Genomic DNA, 12710 nt, shown 5'->3' with positions numbered 1-12710 from the left:
AAAGCAAAATACTAGCAAATGTAGTAGATTATTTACAACGCTAAAGAAGACCTTCATTTATACTAATTGAGAACACTTTTATACACATTTAAATACATTGGAAGTATATTTTCTATTCTAAATTTAGTAGACCTTTGAAAAGCTCTTGTTTTAAAAAGATCTAATGTCTTTTGGTCCCCCAGTATTTTAATAGCATTTTCGCTCATGCTTTCTACGTCTTTGACATTGCTTAAATAACCTGTCTCTCCATTTACATTTATCTCTGGCAATCCTCCAGTATTGCTAGATATAACGGGCGTTTTTGCAGCCATAGCTTCTAGAGCTACAAGCCCGAAACTCTCTTTTTCCGATGGTAATAAAAGCAAATCAGATATAGTTAAGATAGATTCTATCTCTATAATTTTCCCTAAAAAACAGACTTTCTTTTCTAGATTTAGATCGTTAACCATAATTTCTATTCTCTCTTTTTCTGGTCCTTCACCTATTAATATCAGCCTTGATTTTATTTTCTTTTGTACTATGTTGAATGTATCGATTACATCTTCTACATTTTTTACCTTTCTGAAATTTGAAATATGAGTAATTATTCTCTCATCACATCTAGCGATGAGCTCTCTATTTAATACCTCTACATTTTCGTACGTATGTTGATTTATGAAATTAGGTATTACACTTATATCTTTTTTTATATCAAAAAACGATATAGTTTCATTTTTTAAATCGTTAGACACTGCAGTTACCGCGTCTGACTTTTCTATACTAAAAGCCACTACCTCTTTATAGATTGGGTTTCTTCCTACTACGGTGATATCCGTTCCGTGTAATGTAGTAACCACCTTGATATCATAACCTTTATCTCTTAGTATTTGTTTGGTCATATAAGCGGTATAGGCATGAGGTATCGCATAGTGAACGTGTAGCAGTTCTAAATTATAATTTACAACAGTATTAGCTATTTTCCCCGATAGGGCTAATTCATAAGGTTGATACTGAAATAAAGGATAATCACTGACAAAGACTTCGTGATAGTATATATTCTTTTTTAAGAAGTTTAATCTAGCAGGCCTCTCATACGATATGAAATGGATCTCATGATCTAGTTTTGCTAGATTTATACCAAGCTCAGTAGCTACTACACCACTACCCCCAAAAGTTGGGAAACACACAATGCCTATTTTCACAAAAAAAATATTTAGAGTTAAAATCTAAAAAAAACAAGGGGTGCTAATGTACTTTTTATATGTGATAGTATTTAGCAATTAGCTCTTTCATTTTTTTCTTTTACTTAGCAAACAGACTTTTAAAAAAATATGTAATTCTTGGGAGAATTTTTTATAGCCTTCCCACTGAGAATTTTTACTGAGTAAAATATGTTGAGAATTATAAAATTATTAGATGATATCAATAATAAAGTAGGCGAGATAATTAGTTGGTTTGTAGTTGTTTTGATGATAGTAATATGTATTGATGTCATAATGAGATACTTGTTTGACTTCACCTTTATATGGGTAACTGAGATAGAGACATACCTGTTTGGATCGTCATTTATATTAGCATCTGGTTATACTTATTTACATGACAAACACGTTAGAGTAGATGTTTTTTATTCCAAGTGGTCGGATAAGACTAAGGCGATAATAAATTTGATAGGAAATATATTTTTCTTGTTACCATGGTCTCTTATAATTATAATATGCTCATGGGAATTTGCTTATATGTCTTTTTCCATAGGTGAGAGATCTCCACAACCTGGCGGCCTACCAGCTCTTTATATTCTAAAATTTAGTATTACTGTAGGATTTACACTGCTTTTCATTCAAGGAATTTCCAGCGTATTAAAATCTATAGTTACGATTCGTAAAATTGATAAATAAATATGGAAGTATTAGGTATAGTATTATTTGCAATTATATTTTTTTTAATCTTAAAAGGCTATCCTGTAGCTTTTACTCTATCGGGAGTATCTATATTATTTGCTCTCTTTATCTCTGTATTTTATCCTGAGCATTTTTCTATGTCCAGTTTTAATCTAATCCCTTATAGAATAATGGGAGTGATTAATAATTATGTTCTAATGGCTATTCCCTTATTCATATTTATGGGGGTGATATTAGAAAAATCTGGATTGGCTAAAAGTCTATTAGAGACTATGGCCATGCTTTTGGGCAGGATTAGAGGAGGCCTAGCTATATCTGTATTGTTAGTTGGAGTTTTATTAGCCGCCTCTACCGGTATAGTTGGAGCGACCGTTGTAACTATGGGATTGATAAGTTTACCGACTATGTTAAAAAGGGGCTATAATGCAGAATTAGCAACTGGTATTATATCTTCATCGGGCACATTAGGACAAATAGTTCCTCCCTCTATTGTTCTAGTTCTTCTGGCAGATACTGTAAATAGCTCTTCTAGATCTTCACAATCAGTAGATGTTGGGTCTTTATTTTCTGCAGTGATTATACCCAGTTTGATATTGATTTTAATGTATTTTTTATACATAATATTCAGGGCTGTCCTCGATAAAGATAGCGCTCCACTTATTTCTAAAGAAGAGTTATTAGAATTCAGACAAAATGATTTTTGGAAAAATATTTTCAATGTCATATTTCTCCCAGGGGTTCTTATATTCGTCGTTTTGGGATCTATATTTACAGGTGTTGCTTCTCCTACAGAAGCTTCTGCCATAGGGGCTTGTGGAGCTACTCTACTATCTTTTTTTCAAAAAAAGCTAAACTTAAAAATATTAAAACAAGCAGCTACAGATACTACTAAAGTTACTGTTATGGTATTTTTCGTTTTACTAGGAGCCACTACTTTTACTTTGGTTTTTAGAGAAATAGGAGGTGATGATTACTTGAGAGATATAATCATATCCTCTAATCTTTCTCCTATTATGTTTTTGATATTGGTAATGGGCTTAACCCGCATTATTCATAGTCATACTAAAATAGATTAGACGTGATATTTTTTCCTTAACTTTTTTACTAATCGAAGAGAACTCATCTTCTTTGTCGTTTTTTTGCACCTTTTTTTAGGATGACAATGCTCTTTTTTAGTGTTTTTACATGGTTTTTTAACGACAAGGCGTAACTATCCCAAGGTTGTTCATTTCACAAATAAACAACCGTTACTGGGTAATAATTTCCCGAAATAAACCCTTGTAAACAAAAGATTTAGATAGCTGATAATAGATTCGCCTTTTGGTAATTTTAATCGTTGCTCCTACCTTGAGAAGATAGGTTCTAATCGAACTGATTAACCATTTTTTTGCTACTTCAAATCTTGTTTTCTTTATCTTCTGTTTCAGTAATAAAAACATTTCATAGGCAAGACTACTCATCATAAGTCGAAAAAAATTAGCAAGAAAACTATGATTTGACAAACGATCAGAAAAACACATATTTTTAACTTCTTTTATTCTATTTTCACTTGAATCACCTCTTTTCACATAAAAGTCAAAGTAAATTTCTCTAGCATCCTTTTGGGGAAGATTACTAGAAAAATGCCTTATGTTCATCCCTAATCCTGTACTCTCAACTTTAGAATAGCACTGTTGAGGCTTGTGCCAACTCTTGGCTTTGTACGTAAAACTCATAAAATGTTGGTGCTTCTCTCCCTGATCTAAATACATTTTTTTTACAGCATTTTTTGACCAAGATACCTTTCTTTTTAAAACTTCATTGCTCGCTATGCCTGTCACATATAGTAAATCAAAATCATCTACTAATTGGTAAAAAGGAGCGCAACTAAAGCCGCTATCACTTCTAATAATTATTTCCATCTCTGGGTATCTCTTACGTATTTTGATAATTATTCGCTTTAAAATACTCACATGCCATTTATTAGAATGACTGTTTCCTGGGCGGAGTACAGGAAGAATAATCTGCTCTGTATCTCCATCATGAAAAAATAGTTCATTGTACATGAATTGACCATAATAACCGTTAAACATTGACAATTGTTGACTGCCATGAGTTGGATCATCGGTTGAATCTACGTCAATAACTATTCTCTTGCGACCAGATAAACTTAAAACATATTTGTATAACCACGCATAACAAAACTTAAAGACAGCCTGTTTATCCAAGCTATTCTCAAATCTTGATATAGTGGGTTGAGAGGCCAAATTACCTTGAAGAACATCTTTGAATAAAGGATCATTCTGTAAATGATTAACATCATTGGCGTCTTGATAGCCTAACATGATCATATAAACCCTTTGCTTTAACTGATACCTTCTGCTATAAGTAATAAATCTAGAGTCTCGAGTATCAAGTAAAAACTTACTGTAATAATGAATCAATCTATGATCTGGTTCTAGTTTTTCAAGCATGATTAAAGATCCATCAGAACTAATTTCTGATGATGAAAAAGTTAATTCAACAGAAGTCTTCCCTCTATAAAATAATGTGTTTTTATTCCTCATTTTTGGGCCTTATATAAAGTCGTTGTTTTTTAGTTAACCCTACTAAAATTAACACTTTATACCCAATATTGAAATATAACCATGAATAATCCAGGTTAATATTTTTCATGGGCTTTTTTATAGATTTTATAGAAATAATTTTCATAATAGTGCCTGTAGTGACACCCATTTTTAATGAGATGAATGTAGATATGTTGTGGGTTAGTGTTTTAATAGCATTTAATCTTCAGACATCATTTTTAACACCTCCTTTTGGTTTTGCTCTCTTTTACTTAAAGGGAGTAACTCCCCAAGGGGTTAGCACGAATCAAATTTACAAAGGAGTTATTCCCTTTATAATTATTCAAATTATAGTGTTGGCTCTGATAGTTAAATTCCCTGAATTGGTTATGAAAATAAGTTAATCTTAACCTGAGTTTGATTGACAAAACCCTGAAAATCAGAGTTTTATAACAGTATATACAAAAAAAAGAGCAGACTGCCTTTGCAGTCTGCTCTTTTCTTATATGGATACCATAGATCAATACAATTCAAGTAGTCTATACAGACTTATCGGTATCATCTTCGTCTTCGTTTTCATTAGCACTATCATTATCTTCGTCTTCATCATTAGCACTATCATCGTCAGCAGGTTGAGCTTTTTCTTCTTCTTTTTTACCTTTACCTTCGTTTTCATTAGCAGCACTCTCATCAACAGCAGGTTGAGCGTCTTCTTCAGAAGAAGAATCAGTTTCATCAAGTGGTGTTGATTCCTCAGCAGTAGAATCATCATCAGAATCAACGGCACTCTCCTCATCAGTTTTAGTAGACTGACCATCAACAGGTGGTGTTGATTCCTCAGTAGCAGAATCAACATCAGTTATATCAGTAGGTTGATCTATATCCGAAGTACTAACCTTAGATTCAGTTTTTTCCTCATTAACCATATCATTCTTACTACAAGAATAAGAAAAAGCTATAAAAAAGATCCCTAAAATGATTTTACTCAAAAATGTTTTCATAATTGTAATTTTTAAAAATTTAAAAAAGTCATCTTATTAATGACACACTATAATTTACAAAAGAGATAATCAATGATTTAAAAAATAAACTTACGCTATAGCAATCTCTAATGCAATGCAAATATATAAAAAATATTTCGAATAAAGTAGATTATTTGAACAGCTATTTGAAAATGATTTTTTAAATAAGATTAAATAACTGATAATAAGACTCCTAGATTAAGATTCAATGTGCTATAATAGCACAGTCAGTGAGTATTACAATTTACTTAAGGCTCTAAGTTTTTTTTATTAAGCAATTCATTATCCAAACTCAGAGATTTTTTATACATGTTACATTAAAAATAGTTGTAAAACAATAGTGTCTAAAAACTACATCATGAAAAATAAGCCCCTTGTTCAAAAGAAAAACCGTTTAGCAAGTCGACTATATCTAATGCTTTTCTATTTTCTAATTGGATAGTTTTAGCTTCTAAAAATCCATCTTTCACTGAGATCAGCAGCTTTTTATTTTGTATGAACACAAGTCCTATTTTCTCCGAATGAGTTTCAAAAACTGGTTTTACAAATAAAAATTTAACTTTTTTCACCTCTTGTTTATTGTGTAAAATAGCCCATGCAACAGGATGAGGACTCAAACCTCTTATCTTGTTATATATGTCTTTGAGTGGCATATCCCAATCTATTTTACAGGTATCTGTAAATATTTTATTGGCCATACGTAAAGATTTATGGTTTTGCTGCACTTGTAATGTGTAATTATCTTTTGCTATTGCATCTATTGTCTTTAAGACTAACTCTGCTCCTAATACCATTAACTTTTGGCACAATGTGCCTGCGGTATCAGAATCTTCTATTGTCATTTTTTCTTGCAATATCATTTTTCCAGTATCTATTTCTTCGTCTATGAAAAATGTGGTTACTCCTGTTGTAGTTTCTCCATTTATTATAGCCCAATTAATGGGAGCAGCACCTCTGTAATTTGGCAGTAGGGAAGCGTGTAAATTAAAAGTACCTTTTTTAGGTATTTCCCATACTACTTTGGGCAACATCCTAAAGGCAACCACTATAAATAATTCTGCTTCTAAAGATTTGAGCTCTTTTATGAATTCTTCATCTTTTAAGTTCGACGGCTGCAGTATATTCAAATTATTTTCGATAGCACATTTCTTAACTTCAGATTGAAATAATTTTCTTCCTCTACCCTTGGGTTTATCTGTTGAAGTAATCACACCTACCACTTCATGCCCTGAGTTTAATATACTATTTAATGATTCTACTGCAAAACCAGTAGTCCCCATAAATACTATTTTCATATTTAGTTTTTTCAAAAGAGCAAATTTATAAATTATAAGAAGTAAAGATTAATCAAAATCAGATTTATAAATCTACAATAACTATATTTGCCCCATTATTGGGCAAGCTATCTTATCGCTGGTATTATTTTTTTAGTATCAGAGGAAAGTCTGGACACCAGAGAGTATCACACTTCTTAATTAGGAAGGATTTTTTAACTAAAATACAGATAGTGCCACAGAAAATAACCGCCTTATTTTTAGGTAAGGGTGAAAAAGTGAGGTAAGAGCTCACTACTTTATCTAGCGATAGCTAAAGTGGGTAAACCTTGTGAGGTGAAATGTCAAGTATATTGGAAAGTTATTTTAACATAGAGTTACTCGCTCTATTCCAAGGGGTAGGCAGATAGAGGTTTTTAGTGATAAAAATCGTAGATAAATGATAAGAGTTATACTATAAATCATAGTATGATTACAGAATCCGGCTTATAAGGCTTGTCCATTTTTTTTTAAAAAGCTTTACAATCAAAAACTCCACTTTAGAAAAATATTTCTGATATCTTTTGACCTGAGTTAGATTGATATTTTTAATGTGTTCCTATCTTTTATTTCATATACTTGCCTTTTGAGTAAGTCCTCATTCGAATTATACAGTATAACACTAAAATATTTTAGAGAACGGTTGACTTATACAAAACTTAAAAACATCTAATAGAACGTCATTACTAAACTCAACTTTTATCGAACTTAAATTATTGCTTAATAAAAACTTTTTATCACCTATTGGTGTAAGGTCGATATTTTTTATACCATTCATTTTCTTGACTACTATTTGTTTATCTCAGGATAATTCAAAAAACTCTTTGCCGCTAAATGTAGAAGAAATAATAGAACAGTGTTATACCAGTCAAACTATGAATAACGAATATACTTGTATGAAAAAAAATAACAGGAGTATTAGAACAAGTAGAAAAAGAATTCATAAATGCATCTAAATCATTATTATGTATACTTCTGGAAAGAAAGCCCTCTCCTTAATTAAAGGAGGTGGTTTTTTAATTTTGACACTATCCTGTAAAGTGTGTAAATACACAATCACGTATTTTTTTGTCATTTTTCATAGTCGAACCCTTTTGTAAAAAATAGTTAAAAATTGATTCAGGATTATTACCCAAAATTTCTCATGCTACTGAGTTGAAAAATAATTATTATGCTTATGATTTCGCTAGAGCTCATTCTGCATAGACATTTTGATTTATTGCCCAAAAGTACTTTATCAATGACTTGAGAATATTTTTTGCAAAATTCATCGACTAAACAGAATATTTCAGTGATTTTGGAACAAATTATCATGCCTGTTTTTTTTAGAATCAAAACGTTGAATTTTAGAGAGTTAAATTACTCTAAATACATTGTTTTTACTTAATTACCCTAAGTGATTATTAATCAAAAACAGGTTAACCTGGATTATTCACGGTTATATTTCAATATTGGGTATAAGTGTTAATTTTAAAGGACTTTAACTAAAAACAACCGTTTTACATAAAGCCCAAAAGTGGGGAATCAAAGTACATTATTTATAATCTGAATTAGATTGATAATTACTCAGAAATACTGAGTAATAATATTTTTAACTTGAAAAATTCATATGACTATGAATAATCCAGGTTAATAGATGATAAGACAGACATATTACAAAACGCAGAGAAAAAAAGCTATAGGAGTAACAGGCAACTATCTAGCCCTTTACGGTATAATATAAACAAAGTGTTACAAAAAAAAAGAGAAGAAAAACACAACCGCTCTGTGGTTAATTATCTCGTTACCGTGTGTATCTATTTTCTTTATACTTGCGCGCCTTTAATGACAATACTCCTCTAGCGCGGTTAAAAATTACGATGATCTAATCATAAAGCTTAAAAAAATAGCGAGTGGAAAAATAGGTGTCTCATGATTAGAGAAAAAAAAGAAATAGGAGGAGAGTGCAAGACAAATTTTAGATATTTCACTCCAAAAAAGAAGTCTATAACCTATGAAAAAAAACTTTTTTTTTAAAAAAACAAACATGCTTTTTTCTTTCCTCCTTACCTTCCCCTCACTTTTGCAACTAGCTGATTATCAGGGGGGGGGAGGCAACTAGGTAAATGGTGCTCGAGGAAGGATTCGAACCCTCAACCAACGGAGCCGAAATCCGTTATTCTATCCAGTTGAACTACTCGAGCATTAATTAATACAGCCGCAGAAACCACTTTTAATTTTCATCTTATTAGGACTGAGTATATCATATCCTATCATGATCTGATGTATTCCCTCAAAACCACTATCCATAACGATTCCATATGAATAAGCAAAATTCCAATTATATGTAGATAGTCCAAACATATTAGTTATAGAATGAGGTCTAAAAAGGTTCAATTTATCAGGATTAGAAATCCTCTCTGCATAATTGACTCTATAGGAATTTAATATCCATATACGATTATTTTTATTCAAGAGATATGAAGATCTTAGATTAAAATCCATAAAAGAAAAATCTTGGACAGAATAATTTATAAGCAACGAAGGGGTAATATCAAATTTATTATCGGTGTATACTAAATATCCTATAGACATCATATAATCTCTTCTAGATATATCTTCATCCGCAAAATTACTGATAAGTAAAGTCTTTTGTTCCAAAAAGTCTTTTATTGAAAAACTCAAAAAAAAGAATTTATAAACGTAGTGTGCCCCGAAACCAAAATTAGCTATGTATTCTTTTCTTAGAGTCCCTGTTATTGCAGGGTCATTGAATATGCTATTTGAAAGCTTAGTTTGATCTTCAGAATGAACTAAAAAAGATGCCGAAATTCCAAAGGAAAGAGTGTGCAGCTTTTTATAAGCGATTTTATTAAAATTCAAACGATATGCATAAGATATCTCTCCTCCATCTTTAGAGTGTATTCCGTTTATATCCCTAAACAGGTAGACTCCTATTCCAGAATTATTTAAAAAATGACTCATTGGATCAGATGACAACTGGCCTTGGTAACTCATATTGTATACTCTAGGGTACTCAGAATTTATATACCAATTAGAAGAATCAATAAATCTTATTTTTTGGACATCTGCTTGACCTACATAAGCTGGATTAACCATAAAATAATTATTCATAAGGTATTGATGATAGTAATGAGGAATATTAGTCTGAGCCACAACACACAAACGCGTTACTAACACAAGAAATAATGAAATACAAATATTTTTTATTAATCCTGACAAAATTTTACTCCTTAAAATCAACTACAAAGTTAATATTTTCAAAATCTTTCCAAAACGAAGGATACGATTTATTCACGACATTATAATCACATATTTCAATCGGGCATAAAACACCTAGCGCAGCAAAAGACATAGCCATTCTATGATCATTATATACAGAGATTCTTTCTTCTATTTTTTTATTAGACACACTTAGTATTTCTATACTACTGTTGGTTATCTGCGATTTAGCTCCTATCTTTTCTAATTCATTTTTAAGAGCAACTAGTCTATCCGTCTCCTTTATTTTGAGGGTATGCAGACCTGTAATCTTACATTTTATCTTTAATCCAACACATGTGACAACTACAGTCTGAGCTAAATCTGGAGTTTCAATCATATCGAATTCTAAATATTCTGGAATACTAAAATGTTCATCTTTTTTTAAAAGTATGTAATCTTCTCCAAATTTAGTTTGTACTCCGAGTTTTTTATAAATATCAGGCAATATACTATCTCCTTGTCTGCTGTTTTTTTTATATGAAAGTAATTTTACATTTGCTTTTTTAGACATAGCGACTACACTGTAAATATACGATGCTGAACTCCAATCAGATTCTATACTTAGAGTTTTAGCTTCTGGATTGAAAAAAGGCACTTGTATGCAATTTTTATCAATTTTCACTTTTACACCCAGTTCTTGCAGAAGAGAAATAGTCATCTGTATATAAGGCATTGAAGCTACTCGCTCTTTCATATTTATCTTTAATCCTCTCTTTAAGAAAGGAGCTATCAATAAAATAGAAGTGATATACTGACTGCTGATATTTGCTGCTATATCTATCTGTCCACCTTCTAACCTCTTACCCATTATTCTTATTGGAGGATAACCCTCTATCTCTGTATATTCAATATTTGCTCCTATGTCTCTCAGAGCATCTACCAAAACTTTTATAGGCCTCTCTTTCATTCTACTATCCCCAGTCAGCACTATATCAGATCCTTGTTTTATAGCAAAAAATGACGTCAAAAAACGCATAGCCGTACCCGCCATGCCTATATTTATCAAAGATTCTTCTGTTGACAGAGCTTTGCTCATCATTTCGCTGTCTTTAGAATTAGATAAATTTTTAATTTCTATGTTGTTTTTGGAAAGATGTTTTAGTATCAACAACCTGTTAGTTTCGCTTTTAGATCCTGTTATGTGCAACGTTCCAGATACACACTTTGAAGGATTGTAAACTCTCACCATTTAAAATGATATTTCAAATTTCATCAGCCCAAAGAGGGGAGTTGCAATTTAATTTTATGATTTTTATCAAAAAGTTCTTCATATATGGCATTTAAGGCTTGAACAGTGTTTTGTCCTTCTACCACAACTGATGTATAATGATTATCTATATCATTTGAGATTAAATGAATAGGTATACTCTTTTCTTTCAACACATTAGAGATATCACTAATTGCTCCATGGAGATTACCTATAAAGCAAATCACGCCTATGTTTTTATTTATAACTAATGAATCCTTATCAGACGGATTTATATCGTATTGTTTGTGTAATATCTTTTTTACCTTCTGTAGGTTATCTAATCTTTCCACAAAGGTTATTTCTCTTTTTTCATAGATTTTAGGTGCCATCCTCATAATTACACCATTTTCTCTCATAGAGAAATAAATTTTTTCACATATTTCTGATGCCTTTGATAAGATATCACTCTTTAATGTTATCAAGGCCAAATTTTTAACTACAGATAGAGTCTTTAGATTAAAACCTATAATTTCGTTACTTATAAGTGTTCCCTCATCTTGAGGGGCAAGGGTATTTAAAATGCGTATGGGTATTTGTTTCCTTATTAAAGGAATTATGGTTTTATGATGTAAAATCTCTATTCCAATATGGGCTAATTTGTTAGCATCTTCAAATGAAATATTTTTTATTTTTTCTGCTGTGGGGATAAACTTAGGATCAGCAGTATATATGCCACTGACATTAGTCCAGTTTTGGACTTCCTTAGCATCTAGATAATCAGCCAATAAGGTAGCTGTGTAATTGCTGCCGTTTCTACCCAAAGTGGTAGTCTCTCCATCTAAATTAGAAGAGATAAAACCAGTTGCTATCTGTATAGTATTATCGTTCCAATTAGCGAATGCCTTTATTACATTCCTTCTAGATGTATAGTCTAATATTTTGGCGTTGCAAAAGTTACTATCAGTTTTCAATACAGATCTAGTATCTGTAAATGACACTTTGTAATTCCTCTCTTTTAAGAGGTGAGTCATTATCTTGCACGATAATATCTCTCCCATAGAGATAAATTCATCCTTAATCTTTGGCGTACTACATTTTGAAAACTCTACCTTTTTGAGGATACTATCTAAATGTTTGTATTCATTTAAAAAATCTATTTGAGGTACAGGGACTTTCTGTTCTTGAAAAAAAGAGTTTAAATCATTTACATAATCTTCTCCTTTGCAAGCCTTTTCTAAAATACACTGTAAATCATTAGTAGCATTACCTCGTGCCGATAAAACCACTAAAATACGAGTCTGTACAGAGATGCGCTCTATTATACTTAGGACATCATATATCCCTTGATTTGAAAGAGATTTACCTCCAAACTTCAAAACCTTTATACAACTCTCTGGGGACATAAAAAGTCACACGATTTATAAAAAAACAACTGAATTAGTGATATTTCTTGATATCTACAAGAATGCGTTTAAATATTAAATAAGAACTTTTCACAA

The 12710-nt window shown here is 31.3% G+C and carries 10 protein-coding genes, 1 tRNA gene, 1 other RNA gene and 1 pseudogene; 4 read left to right on the top strand and 9 right to left on the bottom strand.

The genetic code is table 11. The features are described 5' to 3' along the window. Positions 1-62: 62 nt before the first annotated feature. Complete coding sequence (gene bshA / locus JBKA6_RS05040; RefSeq protein WP_096686479.1) at positions 63-1181, bottom strand: N-acetyl-alpha-D-glucosaminyl L-malate synthase BshA; 1119 nt, start codon at positions 1179-1181, stop codon at positions 63-65. Positions 1182-1370: 189 nt separating this feature from the next. Between bshA and JBKA6_RS05035 the strand changes: the two genes are divergently transcribed. Beyond that, on the top strand, positions 1371-1874 hold the full coding sequence (locus JBKA6_RS05035) for a TRAP transporter small permease subunit (protein ID WP_096686477.1): 504 nt from the start codon (positions 1371-1373) through the stop codon (positions 1872-1874). A 2-nt stretch (positions 1875-1876) separates the two neighbouring features. Continuing rightward, a complete protein-coding gene (locus JBKA6_RS05030; protein WP_096686475.1) occupies positions 1877-2953 on the top strand; it encodes a TRAP transporter large permease in 1077 nt (358 codons plus the stop codon). A 171-nt stretch (positions 2954-3124) separates the two neighbouring features. On the opposite strand, the gene JBKA6_RS05025 is transcribed toward JBKA6_RS05030, so the two are convergent. Then, positions 3125-4423: an IS1380 family transposase gene (locus tag JBKA6_RS05025; RefSeq protein ID WP_096686473.1), complete on the bottom strand. Its 1299-nt coding sequence runs from the start codon at positions 4421-4423 to the stop codon at positions 3125-3127. Between the two features lie 107 nt (positions 4424-4530). Between JBKA6_RS05025 and JBKA6_RS05020 the strand changes: the two genes are divergently transcribed. Then, positions 4531-4827, top strand: coding sequence for a TRAP transporter large permease subunit (locus tag JBKA6_RS05020; protein WP_096686471.1), 297 nt, complete (start codon positions 4531-4533; stop codon positions 4825-4827). Positions 4828-4962: 135 nt separating this feature from the next. Here the strand turns inward: JBKA6_RS05020 and JBKA6_RS05015 are convergent, their stop codons facing one another. Both JBKA6_RS05015 and fmt read right to left on the bottom strand, forming a co-directional pair. After that, on the bottom strand, positions 4963-5424 hold the full coding sequence (locus tag JBKA6_RS05015) for a prolipoprotein diacylglyceryl transferase (protein WP_096686469.1): 462 nt from the start codon (positions 5422-5424) through the stop codon (positions 4963-4965). A gap of 377 nt (positions 5425-5801) precedes the next feature. Continuing rightward, complete coding sequence (gene fmt, locus JBKA6_RS05010; RefSeq protein WP_172843107.1) at positions 5802-6740, bottom strand: methionyl-tRNA formyltransferase; 939 nt, start codon at positions 6738-6740, stop codon at positions 5802-5804. A 99-nt stretch (positions 6741-6839) separates the two neighbouring features. Here fmt and rnpB point away from each other — a divergent pair. Beyond that, positions 6840-7225: RNase P RNA component class A (gene rnpB / locus JBKA6_RS05005), an RNA gene on the top strand. A gap of 667 nt (positions 7226-7892) precedes the next feature. Here the strand turns inward: rnpB and JBKA6_RS08170 are convergent. The 5 genes and pseudogenes from JBKA6_RS08170 to JBKA6_RS04985 all read right to left on the bottom strand — a co-directional run. Continuing rightward, positions 7893-8072 (bottom strand): annotated as a pseudogene (locus JBKA6_RS08170) (IS982 family transposase); the annotation flags it as partial. Between the two features lie 792 nt (positions 8073-8864). Beyond that, positions 8865-8941: transfer RNA gene (locus JBKA6_RS05000), tRNA-Arg, on the bottom strand. A 1-nt stretch (position 8942) separates the two neighbouring features. Next, on the bottom strand, positions 8943-9980 hold the full coding sequence (locus tag JBKA6_RS04995; RefSeq protein ID WP_157776954.1) for a PorP/SprF family type IX secretion system membrane protein: 1038 nt from the start codon (positions 9978-9980) through the stop codon (positions 8943-8945). Between the two features lie 4 nt (positions 9981-9984). Further along, positions 9985-11208: a 3-phosphoshikimate 1-carboxyvinyltransferase gene (locus JBKA6_RS04990; protein WP_231952039.1), complete on the bottom strand. Its 1224-nt coding sequence runs from the start codon at positions 11206-11208 to the stop codon at positions 9985-9987. 26 nt (positions 11209-11234) lie between these two features. Continuing rightward, entirely contained in the window at positions 11235-12614 is a 1380-nt protein-coding gene (locus JBKA6_RS04985; RefSeq protein WP_096686461.1) for an aspartate kinase, read from the bottom strand. Positions 12615-12710: the final 96 nt, after the last annotated feature.

Origin of the sequence: Ichthyobacterium seriolicida, assembly GCF_002369955.1 — a bacterium.
GTDB classification, from domain to species: Bacteria; Bacteroidota; Bacteroidia; order Flavobacteriales; family Ichthyobacteriaceae; genus Ichthyobacterium; species Ichthyobacterium seriolicida.
Note: the sequence above shows the minus strand (reverse complement) of the source record. Positions and strands in the feature narration are given on the sequence as shown.